23 protein-coding genes are annotated in these 26690 nt (G+C 41.0%); 11 read left to right on the plus strand and 12 right to left on the minus strand.

What is annotated here, in order from left to right; translation table 11 throughout:
* Positions 1 to 347: 347 nt before the first annotated feature.
* The 5 genes from L870_RS19000 to L870_RS20150 form a co-directional block, all read right to left on the minus strand.
* The gene (locus tag L870_RS19000) at positions 348 to 2240 is read right to left on the minus strand and encodes a glycoside hydrolase family 11 protein (protein WP_080676392.1); all 1893 of its coding nucleotides are present in this window, start codon (positions 2238 to 2240) and stop codon (positions 348 to 350) included.
* Positions 2241 to 2435: 195 nt separating this feature from the next.
* On the minus strand, positions 2436 to 2678 hold the full coding sequence (locus L870_RS0107980) for a TIGR03943 family putative permease subunit (RefSeq protein WP_341349471.1): 243 nt from the start codon (positions 2676 to 2678) through the stop codon (positions 2436 to 2438).
* Positions 2679 to 2816: 138 nt separating this feature from the next.
* Positions 2817 to 3923, minus strand: coding sequence for a GTP-binding protein (locus L870_RS0107990; RefSeq protein WP_037271645.1), 1107 nt, complete (start codon positions 3921 to 3923; stop codon positions 2817 to 2819).
* 8 nt (positions 3924 to 3931) lie between these two features.
* Positions 3932 to 5497 carry a metal ABC transporter solute-binding protein, Zn/Mn family gene (locus L870_RS0107995; protein WP_028517700.1) on the minus strand — a complete coding sequence of 522 codons (1566 nt, stop codon included), beginning with the start codon at positions 5495 to 5497 and terminating at the stop codon, positions 3932 to 3934.
* A 75-nt stretch (positions 5498 to 5572) separates the two neighbouring features.
* A complete protein-coding gene (locus L870_RS20150; RefSeq protein ID WP_028517701.1) occupies positions 5573 to 5866 on the minus strand; it encodes a transcriptional repressor in 294 nt (97 codons plus the stop codon).
* A 782-nt stretch (positions 5867 to 6648) separates the two neighbouring features.
* On the opposite strand from L870_RS20150, the gene L870_RS18510 reads away from it, so the two are divergent.
* Complete coding sequence (locus L870_RS18510) at positions 6649 to 7722, plus strand: alpha/beta fold hydrolase (protein ID WP_051411473.1); 1074 nt, start codon at positions 6649 to 6651, stop codon at positions 7720 to 7722.
* 446 nt (positions 7723 to 8168) lie between these two features.
* Here the strand turns inward: L870_RS18510 and L870_RS0108010 are convergent, their stop codons facing one another.
* Positions 8169 to 8744 carry a TetR/AcrR family transcriptional regulator gene (locus tag L870_RS0108010; protein WP_028517702.1) on the minus strand — a complete coding sequence of 192 codons (576 nt, stop codon included), beginning with the start codon at positions 8742 to 8744 and terminating at the stop codon, positions 8169 to 8171.
* A gap of 206 nt (positions 8745 to 8950) precedes the next feature.
* On the opposite strand from L870_RS0108010, the gene L870_RS19265 reads away from it, so the two are divergent.
* The 3 genes from L870_RS19265 to L870_RS17085 all read left to right on the plus strand — a co-directional run bounded on the left by L870_RS19265 (position 8951) and on the right by L870_RS17085 (position 10575).
* Positions 8951 to 9118, plus strand: a complete 168-nt coding sequence (locus tag L870_RS19265) for a hypothetical protein (RefSeq protein WP_155250162.1) — start codon at positions 8951 to 8953, stop codon at positions 9116 to 9118.
* 69 nt (positions 9119 to 9187) lie between these two features.
* A complete protein-coding gene (locus tag L870_RS0108020) occupies positions 9188 to 9856 on the plus strand; it encodes a TVP38/TMEM64 family protein (protein ID WP_028517703.1) in 669 nt (222 codons plus the stop codon).
* Complete coding sequence (locus L870_RS17085; protein ID WP_037271647.1) at positions 9853 to 10575, plus strand: putative ABC transporter permease; 723 nt, start codon at positions 9853 to 9855, stop codon at positions 10573 to 10575. The genes L870_RS0108020 and L870_RS17085 overlap by 4 nt, the downstream gene beginning before the upstream one ends.
* 184 nt (positions 10576 to 10759) lie before the next feature.
* Here L870_RS17085 and L870_RS19270 read toward each other — a convergent pair whose 3' ends face one another.
* From L870_RS19270 to L870_RS0108045, 4 genes are read right to left on the minus strand one after another with little or no spacing between them, the layout of a single operon-like run.
* Positions 10760 to 10909: a hypothetical protein gene (locus L870_RS19270; RefSeq protein WP_155250163.1), complete on the minus strand. Its 150-nt coding sequence runs from the start codon at positions 10907 to 10909 to the stop codon at positions 10760 to 10762.
* Between the two features lie 16 nt (positions 10910 to 10925).
* Positions 10926 to 12017, minus strand: coding sequence for a radical SAM/SPASM domain-containing protein (locus L870_RS0108035; protein WP_028517704.1), 1092 nt, complete (start codon positions 12015 to 12017; stop codon positions 10926 to 10928).
* 4 nt (positions 12018 to 12021) lie between these two features.
* Positions 12022 to 12570 carry a glutathione peroxidase gene (locus L870_RS0108040; RefSeq protein ID WP_028517705.1) on the minus strand — a complete coding sequence of 183 codons (549 nt, stop codon included), beginning with the start codon at positions 12568 to 12570 and terminating at the stop codon, positions 12022 to 12024.
* Between the two features lie 19 nt (positions 12571 to 12589).
* On the minus strand, positions 12590 to 13039 hold the full coding sequence (locus L870_RS0108045; protein ID WP_028517706.1) for a MarR family winged helix-turn-helix transcriptional regulator: 450 nt from the start codon (positions 13037 to 13039) through the stop codon (positions 12590 to 12592).
* Between the two features lie 376 nt (positions 13040 to 13415).
* On the opposite strand from L870_RS0108045, the gene L870_RS0108050 reads away from it, so the two are divergent.
* The gene (locus tag L870_RS0108050) at positions 13416 to 16055 is read left to right on the plus strand and encodes a CotH kinase family protein (protein ID WP_028517707.1); all 2640 of its coding nucleotides are present in this window, start codon (positions 13416 to 13418) and stop codon (positions 16053 to 16055) included.
* Positions 16056 to 16132: 77 nt separating this feature from the next.
* On the opposite strand, the gene L870_RS18515 is transcribed toward L870_RS0108050, so the two are convergent.
* The gene (locus L870_RS18515; protein WP_028517708.1) at positions 16133 to 19807 is read right to left on the minus strand and encodes a glycoside hydrolase family 9 protein; all 3675 of its coding nucleotides are present in this window, start codon (positions 19805 to 19807) and stop codon (positions 16133 to 16135) included.
* 198 nt (positions 19808 to 20005) lie between these two features.
* On the opposite strand from L870_RS18515, the gene L870_RS0108060 reads away from it, so the two are divergent.
* The 6 genes from L870_RS0108060 (at position 20006) to L870_RS0108085 (ending at position 25807) form a co-directional block, all read left to right on the plus strand.
* Positions 20006 to 21346 carry a TrkH family potassium uptake protein gene (locus L870_RS0108060; protein WP_028517709.1) on the plus strand — a complete coding sequence of 447 codons (1341 nt, stop codon included), beginning with the start codon at positions 20006 to 20008 and terminating at the stop codon, positions 21344 to 21346.
* Between the two features lie 29 nt (positions 21347 to 21375).
* Positions 21376 to 22014 carry a potassium channel family protein gene (locus L870_RS0108065; RefSeq protein WP_028517710.1) on the plus strand — a complete coding sequence of 213 codons (639 nt, stop codon included), beginning with the start codon at positions 21376 to 21378 and terminating at the stop codon, positions 22012 to 22014.
* 558 nt (positions 22015 to 22572) lie between these two features.
* Positions 22573 to 24174, plus strand: a complete 1602-nt coding sequence (locus tag L870_RS19005) for a tyrosine-protein kinase domain-containing protein (RefSeq protein ID WP_080676394.1) — start codon at positions 22573 to 22575, stop codon at positions 24172 to 24174.
* Positions 24174 to 24848 carry a CpsB/CapC family capsule biosynthesis tyrosine phosphatase gene (locus L870_RS0108075; RefSeq protein ID WP_242836497.1) on the plus strand — a complete coding sequence of 225 codons (675 nt, stop codon included), beginning with the start codon at positions 24174 to 24176 and terminating at the stop codon, positions 24846 to 24848. Before L870_RS19005 ends, L870_RS0108075 begins: the two co-directional genes overlap by 1 nt.
* A gap of 109 nt (positions 24849 to 24957) precedes the next feature.
* Positions 24958 to 25482, plus strand: a complete 525-nt coding sequence (locus L870_RS17100) for a PglD-related sugar-binding protein (protein ID WP_155250164.1) — start codon at positions 24958 to 24960, stop codon at positions 25480 to 25482.
* Positions 25483 to 25561: 79 nt separating this feature from the next.
* Positions 25562 to 25807: a hypothetical protein gene (locus tag L870_RS0108085; protein ID WP_207637716.1), complete on the plus strand. Its 246-nt coding sequence runs from the start codon at positions 25562 to 25564 to the stop codon at positions 25805 to 25807.
* A gap of 161 nt (positions 25808 to 25968) precedes the next feature.
* Here L870_RS0108085 and L870_RS0108090 read toward each other — a convergent pair whose 3' ends face one another.
* Entirely contained in the window at positions 25969 to 26550 is a 582-nt protein-coding gene (locus L870_RS0108090) for an NAD(P)H-dependent oxidoreductase (protein WP_028517713.1), read from the minus strand.
* Positions 26551 to 26690 lie beyond the last annotated feature (140 nt).

A 26690-nucleotide genomic window follows, 5' to 3' on the forward strand; every position in this document is an offset into this window, starting at 1 on the left:
CTTTTTTCTATTTGGTATTCAGCTTCATAATTGCAGGCCATATCTCTCGGGTATGGCTTTACAGAAATATATATAAGTGCCGATATACCCAAAGCTATTCCTCCTGCTAAGAACATATTCTCCTTTTCCTTATGAGCTGACAGGGATGCAAACAGCTTTGACATACTGAATACAACAGCAGGAGATATGTTGATACTTACCTGCTGAGGTGTATTGTCCATTCGTGCATTAACTAAACAGAAAAAGAACAGGCGGCCATAGATTGTGATTTGGCTGCCTGTTCTTTTCTAATATGCTGAGAACTATTTTCAGCCATGCAGCTTTAAGTTCTGTGCACTTCTTTATTATCAGCTTGTGACGACCTCACCCGTCCAGTCGATTATACCGCCGAATTCATAGATATGAGTATATCCCATATCTGCAAGCTTCTGTGCCGCTTCTATGCTGCGGCGGCCGCTTCGGCAGTATACAAGAATGATCTGATAGGGGTCAGGCAATTCTTTCGGCTGCTCAGTGCCGATAGACTCATTCGGTATCAGTATCGCGTCGGGGATATGACCGCTGTCGTACTCGTCCTGCCGCCGTACATCGACGATAACATGACCGTCGTCAGCCTGCATCATTTCCTTGGCTTTTTCCTGTGTTATATGTTTATAGCCTGCTGCTGAGGTTTGTGTTGTAGTGATCTGACTGTTATCCTCGGTAGTTGCAGTCAAAGAAGTAGTATAAGTTGATGATGCAGTAGTTGTAGTCGTGGTTTCCTGATCATCAGGCTTGTCGGCTCCGAGGAGAAATTTTTGCAAGCTTACAATATCTGCAATATTAACTGAGCCGTCGCTGTTTATATCGGAATTCATAGGAGGAATATCGCTTTTTGCTGATAACTGGATAACCGTTTTTCTGAGCAATATCAGGTCATAAACATCGACGACACCGTCGCGGTTCACATCACCGCGCTGATTGCGGGAGGCTTCGTTATCATTGATATAGAAAGGCGGAGTATCCTTTTTTCCTGCATAGGCGTTATCAACAGAGAAATCACCTGTGTAATCAGGAGTATCAATATACAGTGTAAGCTGTTTTGCACCCTCCGGGATAGTATAGGAGTAATTTGAAAGTTCGCTCCATTGTCCTTTTTCGGCTTTTATTTCTGCAATCGTGTCATATTGGAACTTTCCGTCTTTTAGATACTGAAGCACAATTTCAAAATCGGCAGATTCCTTTGAATCCTGCATTACAAATGCACCGAAGCTGTATGTTTCACCGGGCGTGTATTTCTCTGAACCGAGATAAATACTTGGACCCTGCCATGCCGCAGATCTATTGCTTACGAGCATAGCATTTGCTCCCTCATAGCTATAGCTGCTTCTTTTCAGTGACTCATTATCACGCGGAGACCAGTCATCTAAATAATAGTCAAAATTATACATGAAGAAATAGCCTGCATCAGTATACATTGACTGTTCATTATTATAGTATTTATTGGAGTATACTGTAAGGGGAGTGCTGTCCTTTCCTTCGCCTATTTTTATACTGTTAAGTCTGACACTGCCGCTTGATCTGTACGCCTCAATATTGAATGATGCTTCATACAGAGTACCTGATGTATCGAGTCCAACTGCCTCCCATGAGTCAAAATGTTTTGCAACGTCTATACAGCCGTTTATGTGATTGGTCGTATTATTTTTAGAATCACTTTTTGTGCGGACGCTCCAGTACTGGGAAAATGTATTGGGACCGTCAAGTCCGGGCTGATTATAACGATTGGTTTTGAATATTTCATATTCATTACCGTTAACGATAGTTGTACCCAGTAATTCGCTGTTTGAAGAAGGAGATGGTCTCCAGCTGCCCCAACCGTCTACTATGTAATATTCCACAAGCGGATTTCGTGTCCAGCCGTATGCGCCGTAAAAAGCATTTCCATGAGGTGTGAATTCGATGTCGTAGCTGAATGATACGTCGTCAAAAGCTTTGTAATTCTTTCTTTGATCGTCGTAGGACTTTCCCATAAGGGCAATAAGGTTTTCTACATCTGCCCATGAACAGGTAAAAGAACCTGCTTCATATTCATAGCTTACGTCACCAATATCGTTCTGATTCCACATTTCGTATTCGTAACCGTCTAAATTTCCGCGTATGTGTTTATCGGCTGCAAAAGTTACAAACGGTACAGATGAGACGATAATTGCTGAAGAAACAGTAATGCCAATGATCTTTTTGATACAGCTTGATCTCAATCAAATCACATCCTCTTAAAAAAAATCAGAAAATCATTTCAGCTGAAATGTTATATCTATGCTTTTATTATACATATATTTTTTAAAAAGGCAAGCCGTTTTTTGTCGTTTAATATAGTGCCGCCATAAATACTGCAAAAGAAAAGCGACCAATTTCTTAGTCGCTTTGTATACTTCATAATTTCCACCGAATAATTATAGAAATGATGCAATTGCTTTTTCAGGCGGTTCGCATTCATAAAGATCGACAATTCTCAGAAGCGGTATATCAATGTTTTCAGTCTCATGGTACTGTACAGTTATTTCAGCCGTTACAGTTACCCATTTCTCGCCCTGAACGTTGTAATATTGGTTGTATAAAGAAACGAACCGGCAGAATTTCATATCTGCTTCACAGCAGGTCATTATATAGCGTCCTACTGCTGAACTGCGAAATATCGTACTCCGCTATCCCTTCTTCACAAATGACAATCAGAATGTTTTCGTCAAGTCCGAAACGTTTATTTGAGATCGTTTCCTGAATAAACTTTGTTTTTCCCCCTTCAAGAAAAAGATATACAGGTATTGCCTTGCTGCTCATATAGTCAGGCAGCTTTCAAGCTTTGCAAGAATATCTGATTTTTTGTATCCCTTTCCGATGAATACCAGCTGATTGATACGGTCGCCGTAGACCTCGTGCCAGTCGTCTTTAAGGTCGGGATAATTCTCGAACATGGCATCAAGCTCCTCCTGCGGACAAGCTGCAAGCCACTCGTTAAGCTCCGTAACACTGGCGTTTCTGCCAGCCTGCTCAAACAACTGAATATGTACGTCATCATCTGCGAACCACACATAGCCCTTGGTGCGGATAAGCTCCTTTGGATATTCGTCGACCAAGTCCATGAATTTGTCACGGTCAAAGGGACGAGCCTCCTCAAATACAAAAGAAGTTATGCCATACTCGTCCATGCAGGCTTCTTTATCTGTAGGCTCGTTGGTATTGAGGGCACGCTGTACCGATGATGAAGCAAGTACCGCATGATAATCGAACTCTTTTCCGTGGAGTATTTTATCGGTATCGACTTCGCTGTTTATGCATGGGATTATCTCGGCTTCTGACTGTATATCGCGGATAGCCTTTGTAACTTCTTCGATCTGTTCAGCGTTGAGCAGGTCTGTCTTGTTGAGGATAACAAGGTTGCAGAACTCTATCTGGTCGATAATAAGATTGATGATGTCGCCTTCCTCTGTATCGTTCTCCATTGAGATCTCACGCAGGAATTCATTATATATGCGGTCGGCATCTACTACAGATACAACGGAGCTGAGATATACATTGGTATCGGGATTATCCTCTGTATAAACAACGAATGATGCTGCGATATTTGAGGGTTCACTTATTCCCGAAGCCTCTACGAAAACGGCTTCAATATCGGGAAGCTGAGAGATACGCTCTATTTCAGCAATAAACTCGTCTCTGAGAGTGCAGCATATGCAGCCGTTCTGGAGCTCGACCATTTCTACGGAAGATATTCGGTCACGGTTCTTGTTCAGGAGAGCAGCGTCTATGTTGACGCTGCCCATATCATTTACGATAAGTGCTATCTTGCGCTGCTCCTGTTTCAGAAGATTCTGCATGAGAGTAGTCTTTCCCGAACCAAGATAGCCTGTGATAAGTATAACGGGTATTTTTTTATTATTCATTCTGTACCTCATTTCATAACGCCTGCAAGAACGTCGTAGTTCTTCTGCATAAGGGATATATAGCTTGCACCGCTGTTTATATCGCTCTTGGAAACTGACTGGAGCGAATTGAGCTCTGCGATCTTTACATTTTTATTGCCTGAGCTGCTGATAATAGCGTTTGCGATATCCTTGTTTGAGTTTTCGAGCGTGAAAACAGTATTGCAATTAAGTTCCTTGACTTTATCGGAAAGGAACTTGATAGTCTCAAAGCTTGCTTCGGATTCAGCTGAGCAGCCGATAAATGCAGCAAAATAATCAAGACCGTAATCATCTACAAAGTAACGGAACGGGAATCTGTCGCCGAAAACAAGAGTTTTTTCCTTGGCAGCTGCAAAGAGTGTTTCAAAATCAGAATCAAGGTAGTTGAGCTGCATGATGTATTTGTCGTAGTTGCTCTTGTAGGTGTCAGCGTTTGCAGGATCTATCTCTGATACCTTGCGTTCTATCTCGGCACAGAACACCTTTGCGTACTTGAGAGAAAGCCAGACGTGCTCGTCATATTCCTCTTCATCTTCCTCATGGTCATGACTGTGATCATGTCCGCCTGTCATCTCTTCAACAATATCCTCTGCACTCAGCGATGTCGGGTAATATGTGGGGAAATGAGTTCCCTCCTCAACAAGAGTATCAAATCCGTCATTGCCGCTGTAAAGGTGGAAATGCTCAGGTTCGGAAGGCTCAATATTATGATCGCTGAATACGATATACTTTGCAGCCTCATCGTCTCCCGACTTTTTCTCAAACTTGTATCTTGCCTGCTTTGAGCCATCGTCTTTTGTTCTTATATAGAAACCGCTGTATTCATAATCAGCCTTTATAGTTTTATCGGCTGCAACATACTCGATCTCCGGAGCTTTGATATTTATAGTAACAGCATCTGTTTCATATGCAGTTGTGTACTTATTTTTATAGTCCTCAGCTGTCATTGTATCGTCATCTTCTGCTTTATGCTCCCACACCTCATCAAGAGAACCGTCAAGCAGAAGAGGATATGTAGACTGCCAGCTGCCGTTCCATTCAGCAAGAGTTCTGTCTTTTACTTCCGAATCATCAAAATCCGTCTTGTGTTCATGTTCATTTTCCTGCATACCTTCCTTGAGTTCCTCGAGCTTTGCCGAATCACCGAGAACTACCATAAGATTTATGACCTTCATATCAGGATTAGTCGCATTAGCAAGTGCATCCTCTACCCATTCATCAGACTCACCGCCCACATACACAAACAGGTCGCAGCTTGTTATCTTCATTATGTCATCTGCCGTTGGCTGATAGTTGTGAAGATCAATGCCGCTGTCGAGAAGATATGTAATATCAACATTGTCGGCATTGTCGCCGATTATTTCCTTTACCCAGTCATACTCAGGGAAAATAGTACAAACTACGTTATATGACTTTGAAGCATCGGGAGATGAAACGGTTGCCTTAACGGCAGTGCTATCAGAAGATCTGTTATTATCTGAGCTGCATCCTGTAAAGCTTGCAGCCGCCACAGCAATACTGAGTATTGCTGTTATAGTTCTTTTCTTAAACATAGGATATGAACCTCCAAATTGAATGATATGTATTATTTGTGTCCTGTAACGATAATTATCATTCAATTCAGAAGTTCAACCTTCAGAGAAATTAGAGTTGTAATATTTGACATAGTACTTGCAGCAAATATCAAAGTTACTGCAAAGCCTATATCGGAATTCACGGTTACTATCTGTTTTTTTACTGGTTAATCCGAGCTGAGTAAGATTATTCATTATACGGTATGCTGTGCTTTCAGCTATCGGATCTTCATTTGGCGATTCATTCGTTATACCTTCTATGATCTCATGTACAGTTAATTCCTTGTCTATATTCAAGCAAAGAAATGATAATATTCTTTCTTTTTGGGGAGTATTGTAAGAACCCATGTTTTCACCTCTGTTCTTTTAATTTGAAAATGATTATCATTATCATATTGACCTTGATTATTATATCATATCCAATGTGAATGTCAATACTTTCACAATATTTTTCACATGATTTTCACAATTGAGAATGATTATCAAATTAAAATGCTGAAGTGAAAATGTTTTGAGAGAGATGCGTATTGATAAAAACCTACCGTATAATATTTAAAAAGGTGCATATCGTCGTCATTAAAAATATAAAGCAATCCCGAAAGCAGTTCATCTGATGACTGCCTTCGGGATTGTTAGTTTTATTTAGTTAAAAAACTCCTTAAGCAGGAAAGCACAGAAATAGCTTAAAAATTGTTGATATATGATCATAGTTCTATCAACATACGCCGCATAAGGCACAGATTGAAAATATCGAGCCTGTCGTCATCGCAGAGATCAGCAGCTTTCCAGTTCGCTAATTCTGCATTTGATACTCCAAGCAGCCATTTTTGAAATATTACGATATCGGATATATTAAACTCACCGTCATTATTGACAGTGTCATGAATTGCAGATTCGTATGATGCATATTTCTTATAATGGCAGTGGTGATGTAAACGCAGAATGCTTGTTGTTCACGATATATCATGAACGTCATCTGACGATAAACAGAAATGTCACAAGCTTAATGGCATTACGAAGCTGTGGGGACTTGTTCATATGGCTTTCTTGACTTTGGGCGATAGTGCAGTGTATAATATGAATAGTACATAGGTTACTATGATAAATCGAAATTTGGAGGTTATACTCTAATGAAAAAAGCATTAAAGATCACAGGAAGGATATTGCTGATATTACTGATTCTTCTTTTGTTGTTCACTCTGATCACATTCATCATTCACCGCATTAAGACAAATAAGGAGACAGAAATGCTCAAAGAAGCAGGCTACTATAATCCCGTGTCAGTCGGCGACTATTCCCTGAATGTATATGATTTCGGAAATAAAAACGGCAGGCATACGTTTGTTGGAATGTCGGGCAGAGGAACATTTGATTACAGTATCAGAATGAACCGTCTTATGGGCGGTTTCACCGATGAGAATAGGATAGTGGTTGTTGACCGCCCGGGCTATGGGCTCAGCGACGATACAAAGGAACCGCTGACAGTTGAGAGCGTTGTTAACGACTATCGTGCAGCACTCAAAAATGCCGGTATCAAAGCACCGTATATACTGCTTCCGCATTCAATGGGAGGTGCTTATGCCACATATTGGGTAAGCAAATATCCCGAAGAGATAGAAGGCGTAGTTTTCCTTGACGGTACATTGCTTGATGGAAAATGTGATCTTACGGAAGGCAGTGCTATCGAGAACCGGGCTGCTGTTGCTGCAAATAAAATTGGGCTGGTAAGACTTGCAAAGTCATTTGTATTAAAGTCTGTGACCCCCGGCATGAATTATACGGACGAACAGCGAAAGTATTCCGAAGCATTGAATCTGCACAATACATTTAACCATGCTTTTGCCTATGAAGAGGAGCATTCAAACGAGATCTGCGATACTGCCTTTAATGAAATCAAAACAAATGATGTCCCAAAGGTATATATTTGTGCTCACGGATTTCAGACCAAAGAAGAAGTAGACGAATGGCAAGCCTGGGAGCAGCAGGAATGTGAATTCGTGGGAAAAGAATACAAAAAGGCTCCGGACATATTCTATGATATGGAATGGTTGAAAAATTATCGTGATACTGAATTGCAGCCATATCTTGATAAACTGGGAAACTGCGAGCTGGTGCTGCTGCCTGGGATACACTGCATTTATGACCAGCGTCCGGACGATGTGGCAGAAATTATCGTAGATTTTCTTGATAGGATCGAGAAATAAAAGGAATAGAAAATTGGAATGCGCTTTAAAAGATGGATTCTGATTTAGCTTAGTTTCGCCATAGATTTAAAACTTATGAAAAATGATACAGAAAGTCCCCGCAATTGCGGGGACATTTATATTAGAAATCTTTTATATTGGAAAAGACTGAATTTACAATCACTGACTTTGCATAAAATTGAGGGAACAAAGAGCTTAAAAACTTGTTGAAAAAGAAAAAAGACTTGTTCCTGCCGACAAAAAGTATCATTACAACTGCGGCAACGTCTCTGTTATTCAGCAACCGCTCACTTTTAAATATTAAGACGATTGCTAATATCAATGAAAATAACTGCATACTGCAAAAAGGTATTATAACGATATGAAATAAGCAGCTCTCTCGCGGGTGCTGTTTTGCTTGGTATGCTGCTTTTACATCAAACTGTAATTATGTATACTTCAAAGAATTAAACCAAACCATTTATTCCTTTGAATGTTATAGTGCCGACATCGTTGGAGAACTTATCCAAAGGATATTTTCTGTCCGAATTGAACCATTCCTGATATGCACTCAACATACCGTTTATGGAATAATTAACTATCAGGTCAAGCTTTGGCTCGGAAATGCTTATCTGCTTAGCAAACACATTCTTGACCTTTCTCTTCAGCAGCTCGGAAATTTTGCTGACAAGACTGATACTTCCGTTGGATTTCATAAGATAACCGTAAAACTCAATATCGCTGTTTATTATATCCGTCAGCTTTTCAAAGATAGGCTGCGGATTTTTCATTGCCTCCTGAAAGTCAATGTCGTTTATTTCATTGTCGAACAGGCAGATCAATTCATTCTCGATCTCATCAATGACCTGATATACCCCGCTATAGTAGTTATAGAATGTTTTTCTGTTTATATCAGCTTTATTTGCAACATCACTTACCGTAATTGAATTAAGATCTTTTTCGGAGAGCAATTCTGCAAAGGAATTGCGAATGGCTCTTTTGGTCTTGAGTATTCTTCTGTCGATTTTTTTATCCTCGTTCATCAAGCTCACCTTTCTACAAATTATCATCAATATGAGGTATAATACTCGGTTTAAAAGTAAAGTGTGGCAAATTCCATATATTATATCAAAAATGTCCGTTCACTTTTTTGCTCACTTGTATTATAATATACACATGAGGTGTATGTCAAGTATCGAAAAAATATTCAGGGATATGAATATCTTTAAAACAGCTTTCGGAGGAAAACATGATAAGGAGAGTAAGAAAAATGGGTATATTTTGTGCTGCTGCAATAATAATTATCAGTATCGGCTTATGGGGAGATATGTTATGTGAGATCGCATCTTTACAGATACATACTCATAAGGTCAAAAAGAGAAGAAAAGCTTTATATGAAAATGAATCAGCCGAATAAATCTGCTGTCAATACGATACTTGTTTTTCCTGAAAAGTGAAAACTATAAACGATACAGCTGAAAACAGTATGAACAGAAAAGAACAGATAATAAAATATGCAAAAATACTTTCAGCTGTTATATGGATAGTATTATTTCTTTTACTGATAGGCAACCGAAATTATATGTCAGCTTCGGCAATAGCTGAATATTCTCCGAAAAATCAGCTTCTTTCTGCTTTTGCAATGCTCATGCTCTATGCATTCAAAACAGTTTCGATCATTTTTCCGTATAAGGTCTTGCAAATAACTGTCGGAATGCAGTTTTCGATAATACCTGCCTTCTTCATCAATCTTGCAGGTTCGGCAATAAGCTTTGCCGTAGGCTATATCATGGGACGTTTTTACGGTACCGAAGCTGTAAAAAAGATAGTACGAAAAAACAATAAGCTATCGCTGCTTATTGAACATCAGAGCAAAAATATTATTTTTTTCAGTTTCTTCCTGAGGACTCTTTTATTTCTGCCATTAGAGGCAGTAAGTATGTATTTCGGCGCAGTAAAGGCGAATTTTAAAGAATATCTTCTTGGCAGTATATTGGGAATGCTGCCGAATATAGTGATCTCCACGATCATGTGTGATAACTTGTCTAAGCCAACATCTCCTGCATTTCTTGTATCTGTAGTTTTATTCGTTTTGATCTCAATTATAGCAATTATATGGTATGCCAAATATATTAAGAAGGATGATAAGCATTGAATATATTTCTGACCTTAACATTTCTCTTTGCTATCGGCAGTATGCTTGGCTGGGGACTTGAGGTCCTCTACAGAAGATTTGTGACGCAGAAGAAATGGGCAAATCCCGGATTTCTTACAGGTCCCTGCCTGCCGCTTTACGGATTCAGCCTGTGCATATTATATTTACTCACTCAGCTTGAACATACGATACCTGTAAAACGAGAATGGGTCGAAAAACTAATACTATTTGCTCTTATGGCCATAGCAATTACAGCTTTGGAATATCTTATCGGAACTATCATGCTATCTGTTGCCCATATACGCCTTTGGGACTACTTTGACTGCAAGTGGAATATCAATGGGATAATATGTCCTCAGTATTCATTTTACTGGATGTTTTTAAGTGCAGTGTATTATTTTCTGATACACCCTCATACATTGAATGCCTTAGAATGGCTGTCCCACAACCTTGCTTTTTCATTTGGGATTGGTTTCTTTTACGGGATATTTGTTATTGACTTAGCCTACTCAACCCATATTATGAATTATATAAGCAATTTTGCTGATGAAAATCAGATCGTAATACGTCTGGAATCCCTGAAAAAATATATACAAGAGGGCTTCAAACAGCGCAAGCCGCGGTTTCTCCTTTCTTTGAAGCCTGAAAAGCCGCTTTCGGAGATACTGGAACAGTATAAAAACAAATTAGTGTTCAGCAAAAAAAATAATAGTAATTGAAAAATATTGCTTTTCAATTACTATGAAATATTATATATAACGGGCGCATATTGAAAGTCCGTTGAGCCCCTCGTTTCTGTCTTTTTAATTTCCCAAGACAGTAATTATTTATTATCATAAGGATATTATGGCTCACGGACTTTCAATATGCGCTTAAAGTTTTTGGTAGTTTCAGATCCTGTATTCAGCTCCGCTTGTTTTTGCACCAGAAATGCCACTTCGGAGCAGGAGGCATAGGTTCATGCTTGATAAGTGCTCTTATTACTCTGCGGTGAGTAAAACAGCAGCATACGCACACTGCACAGATAACTAATAAAATGATGATACCTTTCATAGTTTTTCCTCCTTTTTTATCCGTTGATTATCTGCTGAACCAGCTCGCGCTTTTCATAGAGGATACAGCCTCCTTCATGGTCTTCCAGCAGATAGCCTTCATCTCTCAGCTTTATGAACAGCGGCGAATTCATCGCGTCTTTCAGAGAGCTGTCTCTTACGTTGATGTCTGAGTAAGGTGAGAACGGACAGGGTTCTGCTCCTCCGTGGGAATTGATATGGAAGAAGCCTCTGCCTGCGGCAACGCAGCCGCCTGAGCTTTTCTCATCGCCCGGGAACGATATGTATACCATTTCGGGGCGTGTTTCCCTCAGCCGTATTATCTCACTTTGCATAAATTCGCGCTCGGTATCTGTGGGAGCAAGCTCGCGGCTTTCTTCAGTCACAGGGACATACTCCACAAATATGATCAATTTACAGCCTTTTTCTGCAAGACTGTCCAAAAATGCCTGTGAGGTAACTTCCCTGTAATTCCTTGTAGTGACCGTCACAGACGCACCGAAAATCAGTCCGCGCTTTTTTATCTCGTCCATATTGGCGATAAGCCTGTCGTAAATGCCTTCGCCGCGCCTTTCGTCTGTCAGTTCACGGCTGCCCTCAATACTCATTACGGGTATGAGATTGCGGCATTTGTCGAACAGCTCCAAGTATTTTTCATCAAGGTATGTGCCGTTTGTGAAGATAGGAAACAGGATATTCGGCTTCTTTCCTGCCGCTTCAATAACACCGCGTCTCAGCATCGGCTCTCCGCCTGCCAGCAGGATAAAGCTGATACCAAGCTCCTCGGCTTCATCGAACACCTTCTGCCACTCCTCATCGGTGAGCTGCCTTACAGGTTCGGTGTCTACTGTTGCGTGATTGCATCGTGAATAACAGCCTGCACAGTGAAGATTGCACTTGCTCGTGATACTTGCAATAAGGAACGGCGGGATATGCTCGCCATTATCCTCAGCCTTTCGACGCTTCTTTGAAGCTGTACGGCTGGCAGCGGCAAATTTCAGCATAAATGCACTTTCCTTCGGGTTTCTGAGTGTAGCTTTTATTGCTTCGGATACAACTCCTTCAACACCTTTGATGAGGTATTCCTGTAAATCAAATTTTTCGCCCATAATATCACCTCAACAATTCTTCTACAGCCTTTCTTACCTCTTTCATATCGGCAGTAGGCTCAAATCTTGCAATGACCTTGCCTGTTCTGTCTATGAGGAACTTTGTGAAATTCCACTTTATATACGCTTTATCTCCGAATTTCTTGTTATTCAGCTCAGTAAACTTACTGAGTGCGGCGTTTTTTATGCCCTTGCCAAAGCCAACAAAAGGCTTCTCAGCAGCCAGATACGCAAAAAGCGGATCAGCATTTTCGCCGTTTACGTCTATTTTTGCAAACTGCGGGAACTCCGTACCATATTTCAGCTTACAGAAGGACTGTATCTCGTCGGCACTTCCCGGAGCCTGATTTGCGAACTGATTGCAGGGAAAATCAAGTATCTCAAAGCCTTTATCATGCAGGTCGCGGTACATAGCTTCAAGCGGCTCATAATGTGGAGTAAATCCGCAGCCTGTGGCAGTATTGACTATCAGCAGTACATTTCCGCTGTAATCGCTGAGTTTTACGTCATTTCCCATGCGGTCTTTAACTGTAAAATCGTACACTGTATTCATAGTAAAGGCTCCTTTCAAATTATCCAAGATCGTCACTGTTTGTACCAAGTAATTCATAAAGCAGCGAATAGAGCTGCTTTGCCTTTTCGGGAGCGAGCTTAACGCACTGTCCCACCTTAAAGGGGATATCCTTTGCCTTTTCCTGTAATGCCTTGCCCTGCTCGGTCAGATAAATGAGAACTGCGCGTTCATCGGCAGTACTGTGCTGCTTTTCAATATATCCGAGAGTTTTCATCTTTTTCAGCAGCGGAGAAAGAGTTCCGCTGTCCAGCATAAGCTTTTTGCATATCTCACCCACTGTAACGCCGTCCTTTTCCCATAGAACCAACAGAACGATATACTGTGTGTAGGTGAGATCAAGTGCTTTCAGATAAGGAGTGTATGCTCCCGTTACAGCCCTTGCTGCCGCATAAAGCGGAAAACACAGCTGATTTTCAAGCTTCATTGCTTCCTTGTAGTCGTATCCCATTTTATCGCTCCTTACTCATATGTTGATTGCAATTATATTGTATCAAATATATCTCTGTTTGTCAAGTACTTTTTACAATTTTTGATATTTAACTATAAAATATAAAGGACATTCGCTTTCTGATGCATCTGTAAAAAGAATGACTCATGTCTGAATGTGCATCGGGTAGGAAAAGATATACAGTTAAAATAAAATATTTATTTACAATAAATATGTATTTGATCGGCTTTTATTACTTATTGAAATGACGGGAGTATACACCTTTACCAAAAATGCTCCTGAATTATTAGCTATTGAAAATGCACAAAACACATTGAATTACAATGTTGAATATGCTATAATAAGTTTATCATTAAATACAGAGAGGGGTATTTTTATGAAAATTTTTAAAAAAATAGGGAGCTTTGTTACTGCATTGCTGCTGGTCGCAATGCCCTGCGTAACAAAACCTGCATTAGCGGCGCAGAGCACGGGTGGACTGTGCATAAACGAGGTCTGTACACAGAATAAGAGCAGCTTTACCGACAGTCTCGGAAGAGCTTCGGACTGGATAGAGCTTTATAACGCCGGCAGTTCGGATATTGATCTGTCAGGCTTCGGGCTTTCTGACAGTGCAGACGCTCCGTTTAAATATGTTTTTCCGTCAGGCACTGTGATAAAAAAAGGTTTTTATCTGCTTGTTGTTGCAAATAAAAATGCAGATGGTATGACCGAGCTTAATACAGGCTTTGGTATCAGCAAATCAGGGGAAACGCTTGTACTTTCAGCTCCCGACGGAAGTGTAGTGCAGAAGCTTGTTGTTCCTGCCCTTGCTGAGGACGAAACATACGGCTGTTCACCTGATGGAAGCGGCAGCTATTCGGTAATGGCTGCGACTCCTGCCTCCGCTAACCGCTCTGCGGTTGCCGAGCCTGTTTTTTCGCTTGAATCGGGCTTTTACAGTGTGAATGATGTAAATGAACTCACTATCTCCTCGTCCGAGGCTGTCTATTACACTCTTGATGGTTCTGACCCCACAACTTCTTCTACGGCAAAGCTGTACAGCGGTGCGATACCTATGTATGACAGGAGCGCTGACGATAACGTGTACAGCAAATATCAGCATGAGGACAACAGTCCTTATTCCATAACCCTGAAGCAGAGGTACGACGCAAATACCGAGAAGTTCGACAAGGCGACTATAGTAAGGGCAGTCTCAAAGTCTGCTGATGGTACTTTCAGCCGCATTGCCACAAAAACTTTCTTTGTAATGAGCGATGATAAAATTGCGTACTATTCAGGTATTCCCGTAGTTTCCCTTGTTACAGATCCCGACAACCTTTTCGATAAGGATAAAGGTATTTATGTTGCAGGTCAGCAGTATATCAACTGGAAGAACAGTCCACAGTATGACCGCGGAAAAAGCGAATGGGATACGGATAATATTGCGAATTTCTTTTCAAAGGGAAAGGAATGGGAGCGGGAAGCTGACATTACATATTTTAAGAATGGAGAGCTTGGCTTTACACAGAAAATGGGAATACGTATTAAAGGAGCTTCTACAAGGAACAGCCAGACCAAGAGCTTCAATGTTTATGCAAGGAGCGAATACGGTGATTCAAAGCTTGATTACAAGCTGATAGATGATAATTATTCAGCCGTTGACGGCAAGACCATCAAGCGCTATGATTCTTTCAGCCTCAGAGCTGTAAGCTGGGCAGACAGAATGAGGGAGCGTGTGGTGCATTCATCTCTCCGCGACCTGCCTGCACTTGCTGCCTATGACAGTGACAGATGTATGCTGTTCATTGACGGTGAGCTCTGGGGAATGTATGAGATAATGGAAAAATCCTCGGACTATTACATACAGACAAACTATGGTGTTCCATCTGAAAATGTCGTTATGATAAAGAACGGAGAAGTAGAGGAGGGCACAGACGAAGACCTTGATGAGCTTGAACTGCTTGGTGAGTTTTGTCAGAAGCACATCATGTCATCTCCCGAGAACTATAACTATGTGGCTTCAAAAATAGATATCGAGAGTCTGATAGACTGTTACTGTGCGGGGCTCTATCTCGGTACATGGGACTGGCCGAACTACAACTATCTCATGTGGAGAAACAGCGGCGAAGCAATTGAAGGCAATCCTTACAGCGACGGGAAATGGCGTTTCGGCTCATTTGACTTTGACTATTCTGTAGGACTTACCTATCAGAGCTTTGGCGGAGTTGAGGGCTATCAGTACGACAGCTTCCGCAAAATGGACAGTGCAAAAGAGGATATCCCTACATCTATATTTATAGGACTTTTACAGAATCCTGACTTCAAACAGCAGTTTGCAGACAAGTTTTATTCCTATGCCTATTCTGTGTTTGAACCCTCAAAAATGATCGCAGAGCTTGATGACGAGGAGAACAGATATATGGACTATATGACCTTGACCGCATGGCGCTGGAACAGCGGCAGGCCACGTTCGGGCTACAGCAGCTATCTTTCAGAGCAGAAAAGCTACTATCACAATGAAATGGAGAAAATGAGGACTTTCTTCAACAGGCGCGGAGAGTATGCTGTTGAGGACATGCAGAATTACCTCGGTATCTCAAAGAACGGTGCGACTGTTACCGTAACAAGACAGGGAATGGGTGAGATTTCCGTCGAAAATGCAGACACTGCATTTTCGGGTAATGTCTGGACGGGCTCCTTTGAGAGCGGCAAAAAGGTAGCTATCACGGCAAAGCCTGCCGAGGGATATGTTTTTGCAGGCTGGTCGGGAGCTGTAAGCTCTGATTCCGATACCATAACAGTTACCGCTGATAAGGCGGTCTCTCTGGTATGTACATTCAGAAAAGCCGAGTATGAACAGGGTGATATTAACATGGACGGGACAGTTAATGTAGCCGATCTGCTCCTGATGAGCAAATATCTCCGCGGAGCTGAAAACATCACAAAAGCTCAGTTCAGACTTGCAGATCTGAATGAGGACGAGGAAGCTGACATATTTGATCTTGTTCGTTTGCGTAAGGTACTGTTGAAATAATATTATCAGCATTATAAAGAAATCCGCCTGTATTTTTTACAGGCGGATATTTGTTTATATTAAGATTTCTTGTATGTTTACGATTTTATCTCACTGCCGCCCCATTCAACAACCGTAAAGCCCTTTCTCTCAAAGGTCTCAAGCTGCTGAGGCTCGATATCCACGGCTTCTTCAAGAGGAACATAAGCCATGAATATGCGGAGCAGACTTTCTGGAGTTGGTGTAATATTCAGCTTTGCGGAATCTGTATAAGCGTCACTCTGGAAGGATATGAGATTATACTTGTTATGCTCCATAAGTGGCAGCCAGTATACGATGAATTCGTTCATTTCTTCCTCGGTAAGTCCCATATATGTGAGCTTTTCCCTGAGAAAACTCTCGGTATCTTTTCCTGCAACGCAGAAGCCCTCAGAGAAGTCGAATCTTGTACGGCAGTTTACTGCGTCCCAGAAGAGATATTTGTGATGTGTGCTGTCAGCCTTGTTGATAAGTGTACCGTCGGGAGAAGCTGTTACGTCCCAGCCGTTATTGTACTTCGGGTAAGTTGTTGACAGCTCTGCTTCTGTAAGCTCAAGCTCAACATGAACATCTGTCTCCTCTTCGGGGTAGAGGTAAATTACAGGCTTGGCGGCAACAGCATCATAACGGATAGTACTTGTATTATCTTCCTTGACAGTTTTTATCCAGCCATACCTTCCTTTATATGAAGTAAACAGCCAATCGTTGTTATCCTTATTGTATCCATTCTCATAAAGTCGTGTCTGCGCAGGGATAGTATTTATAACTTCATAGCTTTCATCAGGACCAAGACGAAGTTCAAGTCCGTTTTCAACAACAATTAGCGGCGTACCATAATACAGACCATTATCGGGCATGACACAATCTTTGAAGCTATTCTTGACAAGCTCTTTCTTCATGTATGTAAGGTCAAATATGTCAAGCTTACCGTCGGCGCAGAAATCAGCAGCCTTCCAGTCGGCAATAGGATAATTCTTATAGCCGAGCAGCCACTTCTGGAAGATGACCACATCGGATATATTGAATTCGCCGCTGGCATCAACATCTCCCGATGCAGGCTTAGCAGCAGGTTCTGTGGAGGCTTCGTCCTGAAGGAATGATACTATCCATGCAAGAGAAGCATTGTTGCTGAGAGAAGCTTGATTGGTAGACCATGATTCTACGGAATCAGCATAAAATCTCTCGGAAGGATCATCCGGATGTCCATATCCCATTCCCATAGCCTTCACATATAGGTCAACTGCCTTTGCAGTCGGACCGCTTACGATAACTCCGTCGGGTGCCTGAGGCAGAGACTTGTCTATCTCATGCTGCCAGTATTCATGTGAAGGATTCTTTGTACAGTAAGAACCATAGCCCGAAATGAATGAGTATGACATAGGATTGTTGCCGAGAAGATAGTCCATACCTCTTGCCACGCCGTTCAGGTATTTATCATCACCTGTTATGTCGTATGCATAAGCCATAGCGATCATATTATTCAAAGCGCGTCCATTAGAATCATATTCAAAACCCTTATAATATATTATAGGACTGAAAGCGCTTGGGTCATTATAACCGGGACCGTCATACTTATACGGGATACCATAGCCCTGGCTTTCTTCTTCATCAATGAAATCATTTGCAGTTTCAAGAAGTGTTTTTTTCAGCATCTCATTCTGTTCAACTGTGAGCAGATCCTTATGCATCAGCAGTGACATAGAACCTGCTGCGGCTCCGCTTTCGCAGTTGAAAAATGTGAAGGAATCATCATAATTATTATTTGATGCGCCATATATCCTTGGATAGAACTTGAATGCGTCTTTATATTCGGAAAGCTCAGCAAGGTAGTTAGAGGCATCTTCATCTTCCATTAACTTTGAAGTGATATAAAGCTCACAGGCTGCCCAGTATGCATCAGCTGAGACCTCAGTTTCAGGGGATTCATTCGTTCCCTTCCACAGATTTTGAGGAGCATAGAATGATACTATGTTATAATATTCATCAGATGCTGCCTCATACCAGTTTAACTTGTATGCCTGATATGCCTCTTTAGCACTTTCAAGGAGCTTATTTGCATATTCAGCGTCATATTGTGCCCAAAGTCTCGCTCCCTGCGCCGCACAGGCAGCATAATTCAGGGTTGCCGCAAATGTTGGCGGCTTAATGATACGGATATCCTCATAACCGATGTAATCAAGTCTGTTGGTAAGACTGCGCCACCTGTGGTCGGTTATGCTGTGATAATACATACCCGAATATTTACCCCATGTTTTCTCATCGGGCTGCACCTTCATGCGCGACATAAAATCGAGCTCATATCTGCATTCGTCAAGGATATCGGGGTAGTTATTGCCCGATTCTGGAACAACAACAGTGCCCGAGCCGTCAGCAAATTTTTTGATCCCGTCTTGTGAATAGGTTGCACGCTCATACATATTCTGGAGCGTCCATAGCGAAATACCGCCCTCTGTCATATTCTTGCTGTGGTCGTCGGCTTTATACCAGCCTCCCGTTGCATCAAGCTTTGAAGAAGCATAGTAATTGGTCGCTTCATAATCTGACAGATATTCAAATTGCCATTTAGTCTGAACATAGCCCATTTCTGTCTTATGAACGCCTGCGTGTGCGAGTTTATCTTTTTCACCTGATGTGATATATTTTGACTCTATATCTGCACCTGAACGGTTCTGATAGAAATAATTGAGCGCATTGGTCAGCATATTGTGTTCGCTGTCGCTGTAAATATCAGTACCTATCTTAAACGGGAATGATCTCCATTCCTTGTCCTTGATGCGGATATAGTACTCACCGACCTCGTTGAACTCGGAAAAGTCGATAATACTTACATTATCGCCCGAATCCTTGTCCTTCTTCGGAGCACCTGTTTTGCCTGTATAAACAACGGTATCATCTGAAACTCTTACTATCTCATAGTCATAGGTCTGATCGAGCTTGAAGTACTTCGCACCGTAGGTGAAATCTCCGTAATTATCGCCAAAGGCAGCGATCTTTTCAAGACCTTTGTAATATCCGAGCTGATTAACAGATATAAAGTTATTCTCAAGTCCGCTGAAACCGCGGGCGGTATAGCCGTAGTTATATACAGGCGGATTTGTTGTGTCATCTGTCAGATCCTCAATGGACATATCATCGAACCAGATCTCATCGCCTTCCTTAGCATTTCCGCTATACTTCATACCCTTTGCATACTGGAAGGTCCACTGAGCAGATTCGACATCATTCGAGGGTTTGAATATTCCCTCATAAGTCTGCCATTCAGTCGTAAGCTTTGCAGCGCTCTGCGGCCATTGACCGTCCATATGGGGACCCATATGCATATCGTTTGTCGAACCGTCAAGCACAAAGTATTCCTCGCTGTCGCTGAGATCACCGATAAAGGAGTACATTTCTATACCCTTACGATTCGCCTTTACCTTGAAGCTTACCTTGTACTCATGCCCCTTTTTGAAATCGAGGCTCCTGTGTCTGAACTGAAGATCCCATCTTTCCTTTTCGGCACCTTCCGGTACTAAGATCTTGATGTGTACAGTTCCGTCATCGAGTTCAAATTCCTGCCTTGCAGGGCTTGTCTCCACAGTATGCCAGGGGAGCATCTTATGAGAAAATGAGGTCTCTCCAAGGAGCTCATAAGCATATGCTTCCTGCGGCTGTGATATAATGACAGTGGTTGGTACGATCATTACAGCTGCCATTAGTCCTGCAACGATCTTCTTATAATTTTTTTTATGCATGATATTCCCTCCCTTTTTATCTGCATTTGTGATATTATTATATATTATTGTGCTGTATATGTCAAGATTATTTGTTCACATCTACAAAGTGAGCTTGTCATTATACAATTGCAAAAATTCGTTGTCTATGGTATAATATTTAAGCTGTAAAAATACACATCGGGAAATTTATAAACTGCTATAATTCGGAGATATTATATGAAAAAGGAAAAAACGAAAAGATCCGGTAATAATCACAATTCATTCAGAGTAATAAGTCTTGGCTTCGTTATACTTATTCTTACGGGAGCTCTTTTGCTCATGCTTCCGATATCATCACGAAGCCGTACAGTAACGCCGTTTAAGGATACGCTGTTCACAGCTGTTTCAGCTTCCTGTGTTACAGGTCTGATAGTTAAAGATACAGCAACACACTGGTCTTTATTCGGTCAGGCAGTAGTGCTGACTATGATACAGATAGGCGGTATGGGCGTTATTACAATAGGTCTGATAATAACAAGGCTATCAGGCAAAAAGATAGGATTGGGCTTCCGCGGTATGATGCAGGATTCTATTTCAGCACCTCAGGTCGGAGGCATTCTCAGTCTGACAAAATTCATTCTCAAAATGACGGCTATATTTGAACTGACAGGTGCGGCACTGTTATATCCTGTATTCTGCCGTGATTTCGGAGCCGTAAAAGGTATCTGGTATTCACTGTTCCATTCGGTATCCGCATTCTGTAATGCGGGATTCGATCTTATGGGAGTCAGGGAACCCTTTTCATCACTGACCACTTACGGCGGCAATATATATGTCAATACAGTTATTATGCTGCTTATAATCATAGGAGGCATCGGATTCCTTACATGGGACGATGTTATTCAGCATCGTCATCACTTCAGGAAGTATCGTTTGCAGACTAAGATCGTGCTCTCTGCAACGGCAGTATTGCTGCTTCTGCCTGCCATATTCTTCTTTTTTTCAGAATACTCAGATGAACCGTTAAAACTGCGGATACTTCACTCTTCATTCCAGTCTGTAACGGCAAGAACAGCAGGCTTCAATACATCTGACTTTTCCGTTATGCGCGAAACAAGTGCAATATTTATGACAGTACTTATGCTTATCGGCGGCTGCTCGGGTTCAACTGCGGGAGGAATGAAAACATCGACCATAGCGGTACTGTTTCTCTCGGCAATGAGCGTTTTCAGGCGAAAGAACGATGTGGAATGCTTTAACCGCCGTGTTTCCCCTGACACTATCCGTACCGCAGGTGCTATACTATTTATGTACATCTCGCTTTCACTTTCAACAGGTATCGCGTTAAGCCTTATAGAATCCCTGCCGCTTACAAGCTGCTTGTTTGAAACCGGTTCTGCACTGGGAACAGCAGGTCTGACTGTCGGAATAACCACATCGCTCTCTTTACCTTCGCATATTATTCTTATGGTACTTATGTTTGCAGGAAGAGTGGGCGGCTTGACGCTGATATATGCCGCATTCGCTTCAAATAATGACGTCTCAAGGCTCCCACAGGAAAAAGTAACTGTCGGATAATAGGATAATAAATATAAAGGAGAAAAAATATGAAATCAGTTTTGATAATCGGTGCAGGTCAGTTTGGCATACATATAGCAAAGCGAATGGCACAGCTTCGCTGTGAGATAATGGCGATCGACAGCAATGAGGAGCGTATAAATACAATATTGCCGTTTGTAACAAATGCTCAGATAGGAGACAGCACAAATGCAGATTTTATGCGCTCTCTCGGAATTCCTGATTATGATGTTTGTATCGTAACGATAAGTGACAGCTTTCAGGATTCACTTGAAACTACTGCTTTACTGAAAGATCTCGGAGCTAAAAAAGTTATTTCCCGTGCTCAGAATGATGTACAGGAGAAATTCCTCCTTCGCAACGGGGCTGACGAAACAGTATATCCTGAAAAGCAGACTGCTGTAAGACTTGCGACAAAGGAAGCCTTAGACGATATTCTTGATGTATTCCAGCTTGACCGTGATCTTTATATCTATGAGGTCAGTGTGCCAAAAGCGTGGTGTAGCAAGTCCATAGCCGAGCTTGACATACGCAAAAAGCACAATCTGAATATAATAGCAGTGCGAATCAAGGATCAGCTGGTTTTGCCGACGCCTGATATGGTGCTGAATGCTGATGACGCCATGCTTATTCTTGGAAATATGAAGGACATTCAAAAAGCATTCTGAAAAACAGAGAAAAGGGACTTTCAATTAGGAAGTCCTTTTTTTATCTTATCGGAGCTTTTACCGCCCGATATGGCATATAAAAGCAAATGGAAAAAACGGTTATTATTTTATTGATTTAACCATGTTTACAAATGGGAGGAAAATCATAATAACATTTGTTTGATATTACCACTTAAGAGACAATAAAATTTATCAAATATGTAATTCATTAACATATCCAAAACGAAGTGTTGAAAAAGTGGCTTTACCGTCTGTATTATCATACAACAAATATACGAAAATTTAAATTGAAACGCGAAAAAGATATAGCAAATGTGCATAAACAGAACAGAATAAAAAAATAATTGTTGATGATTGACAAAAATTGCCGATAGTTCTTGTAAAACTGGCAAAAATGTGGTATCATTAATCATATCACATCATATAAAAAAATTATAAACAGTCTGGCAAATCTACTATTTGTATAATCGGATAATCTTTTTACTAATGATAAAATCACTTCGGATTTGTGTAAATGAAATAATAATATAATTCAGCGACGGAAAGGAACTTTAAAAAATGGATAATGGCTACTCTATCAAGGACATCATTTCACTACTTTTAAGCAAATTGTGGCTGCTTATTATTGTGACTATAATTGGCGGTGCGGCAGCTTTCTGCTACTCAAAATTTGTAATGCCGCTGAAATATTCTTCCCATATTTCGATGTATGTCCAGAGTTATACAGGTATAACAGAAAATGCCAATCAGCAGAACAATATAAGCAATTCAAAGCAGCTTGTAAATACATATATGGAAGTGTTGAAAGATGATGCAGTAATGAACGCTGTAGGCGATAAGCTGCTGACTCAGTTCGATGCAGACACTTTAAGCAAAAACTTCGGTATGATCGATGGAAAGATATCACCTTCATCTATTCGTGACTGTTATTCTATCAGCTCAGTTCAGGATACATCAGCAGTAAAGATCGTTTCCACTACAAAGAATGCAGAGGTAGCTGCAGCTTTGTGTAACGACCTTACGGAGGTTGCTCCGAGCTACGTTGAGGAAGCAGTTGGCGTAGGTTCTATAAATACTATCGACAGAGCTAAGGTATATAACTCACCTGTAGCTCCTAACATGAAGAAGAACGCAGCACTTGGTGCTATGGCAGCACTTGCGCTGACTTGTATGATAATCTTCCTTATTGACTTCTTTGATAATACAGTCAAGGATACAGATACAGTTGCAGATAAGTTCAAGAAGCCTATCATCGGTGAGATCGCAGCCTTCGGAGTTGAAAAGAAAAAGAAGGACAGCGACGAGGACGAGCACGTAAAGCTCACGGATAAATCCGTTCCCTTCAATGTAGTTGAAAGCTACAAGTCCATACGTACAAATATAAGCTTTGCGCTTTCAACTGTGGATAAGAAGATATTTGCAGTATCCTCTGCAAATCCGCGAGAAGGTAAATCCACAACATCTGCTAATATAGCAATTGCTCTTGCACAAGGCGGCAATAAGATACTCCTTATAGATGCCGATATGCGTAAGGCTGTACAGCATAAGGTATTTGGTCTTAAAAACAAAAAGGGACTTTCTTCTGCAATCAGTAAAATGTGCAGCCTCGAAGAATGTATCCATAAGAATGTTATGGAAAACCTTGATGTAATGACAGCAGGTCCTGTACCGCCTAACCCGTCGGAGCTTCTTGCTTCTGAAAATATGGGAGTTATCCTTGAAAAGCTCAGCGAGGAATATTCAATGATACTTATTGATACTCCGCCTGTAAATGTAGTTACAGACGCTATGGAGCTTGCAAAGTATATTTCGGGTATCGTAGTTGTCCTCAGATACGGTGTTACAACAAATGAAGATGCTGAAGATGCAATAAAGAAGATAGAATTCTCAAAGATGAATATGCTCGGATTTATCATGAACGATATCAAGATGAAGAAGAGCGGCTATTATTCAAAGTATAAGTACAAGAGCAAGTACTACTACAAGAAGGGCTACGGTTATGGCGGCTACGGCGGTTATGGCTATGGATATTATGGTTCAAAGCCTGAGACAGGTGATGAAGATACAGATGAGGAAGTGAAAGAAGAAACAGTAAAGAAAGAAACTTCTTCCGCAAAGACAAACAATAGCAATTCAAAGAAAAAGAAAGGTAAGAAATAATGACCGAGTATCATTGTCATATACTTCCGGGGATCGACGATGGGGCTAAAGATGTGGAAACATCACTTGCGATGATAGAGATGATGAAGGAACAAGGGGTAGAGCGAATAGTCGCCACTTCACATTTCTATGCACACCGCGAAAAATCAGTAGCTGAGTTTCTGAAAAAGAGACAGGCTGCTTTTGAAAAGATCAGGGACAAGTCTGTGATAAAAGATATTAGACTCGGTGCAGAGGTAGCCGTCGAAAATGGTATTTCCGAACTTCCCGATATCGAAAAGCTTGCTGTTGAGGGCACACGAATGATACTTCTGGAGCTGCCGTATAGGGCTTATGCTAAATGGATGTCTGAGGAAATATACAACATCGGCGCAGAGTTTAACTTAAAGGTAATGCTGGCACACGTTCATCGTTACCTTGAATACTACAGTAAGGAAGAAATGGAGGAATTGCTTTCAACAAAAGCTGTAATGCAGATAAATAATGAAGCGTTTGCAGGCTGGAAAGAGAGAAAGCTTGTGAAGCGTATCATAGCTGATGAAAAGAGATTTGCTTTCGGAAGCGATGCACATAATACCGGTGACCGCAAGCCCAACTGGGACTTGCTTAAAAAGAAGGTAAAGCCTGAAATAATCGGGCTTTCTGATAAAATTTTAGATAGATATATACTTTGATAAGTCGTAATAATCAATCATGCTTTAAATGATCAATTTTTCATTATTACATCTTGAAAGTTTGATCATAAATATAATAATCTACAATCTTCTTTAAGGGGGTATATGTATGCAAAACTTGCTTATTTTAGGCGCTGGACAGTACGGAATGGTGGCTAAGGAAATAGCCGAGTCAATGAGGAAATACGATCATATTGATTTCCTCGATGATAACAATCCGATCGCAGTGGGGAAGTTGGGGGACTTTGAAAATCTAAGCAATGTTTACGATTCTGCGGTTGTGGCTATAGGCAATTCAGATTTCCGATTAAAGCTCATCGAAGAACTTCGTAATATGGGGTACAATATACCGTGTCTGATTCACGAACGTGCATATGTTTCGCCGTCTGCCAAGATCGGTATGGGTTCATTTATTGAGCCTATGGCTGTCGTGCATACGGAAGTAGTAGTTGAGACAGGATGCATTATTTCCGCAGGTGTTATTATAAATCATAATAGCACTATCCATAAAGGATGTCATATCAACTGCGGCTGCGTTGTAAAGGCAAGAGCAGAGATTGATGAAAAAACACGAACAGGGTATAACGAGATATGTGATACCCCAGTCAAGCATGAGATTCGTGTTGCTGTGTGATTAAAATTGGGTGGTTAAGTATTCTGACAGATTGTCAGGTTAGTGAGGAATGATAAAATGAAAGAGCAGACTAAAAAATTTGAAAACTGCGGCAAAAGCCACAGGAATAGTTCTGGGGGCTACATACTTAGTGATGCGTCGAATTGCAAAGAAACAGTATCCAAAGTCGGTTTATGCTGATAAGCCTGAGGAACAAAATCCTGTTGAGGGAAGAAAGGTCGTTTTTGTCGAAGATAAGAATGACCCTATGAATGCAGACGGCAAGTGCGGATATCTTGAAGTTGTTGAGAATAGTACGCATTTCCCAACATTTTATGAGAAGTAAGGTGTTTAGATGATAATAATACCTTTGACAATACTCATAAAAAGGCCGCAGAATAAAAAGAATCCCCAGGATGAAAACATTCTGGGGATATTGTATTTGGGCTCTGCTTTAGCGACAAAAACTGTAACAGTTTAGCACTCGAAGTAATATATTCTTATTATTTATATGCTTTCACAGATTTTCTTTTCACATTCCAGCAGTATCTGTTCTTCGTCAGCACCGTCAATATCCAGTCCGATTGCCTTGAACATAGTGCAGTCTTTGATACCATAGAAGTTTTCTGCAAGTGCACGAATGTATCCGAATCCATATTCTTCAGGGAAGAACATACCTCCGGCAGTGGTTACATAGTACAGCTTTTTTGCTTTGCATAGTCCAACAGGATAGCCTTCAGAGGTATATTTGAAGGTGATACCTGCTACATTTACCTGTTCAAAATACTGCTTTAGCATTGCAGGGAAAGACAGATCCCAGAACGGTGCAGCTATCACGATAGTATCTGCGGCTGCAAACTGCCGTGCGAGCTCAAACATTGGGTGCATATAAGCACCTTCTGACAGCAACATATCTCGTGTCTGTATATATGCATAATCCACAGGCTGAAACGCGATATCTGACAGAGCAAGCTCTGTGAACGGTTTATTTAATTGTTGGAGTAATACATCAGCCAGTCTTAATGTTCTGGAATGCCCGCCACGGACACATGCGTTTACAAATAAAATCATATATTTCAGCTCCCCCATAAAAATCAATGTGTGTAAAGAATCATTAAAGTCTTTTTTGAAAGACAGTATTATTCATCTTCGGACAATGCGTATTTTTATATTCTTATTATAGCACACAAGGTGGATTTTTACAAGCAATAGTATGTAAGAAGTTTAAC

Origin of the sequence: Ruminococcus flavefaciens ATCC 19208 (assembly GCF_000518765.1) — a bacterium.
Lineage (GTDB): Bacteria > Bacillota > Clostridia > Oscillospirales > Ruminococcaceae > Ruminococcus > Ruminococcus flavefaciens.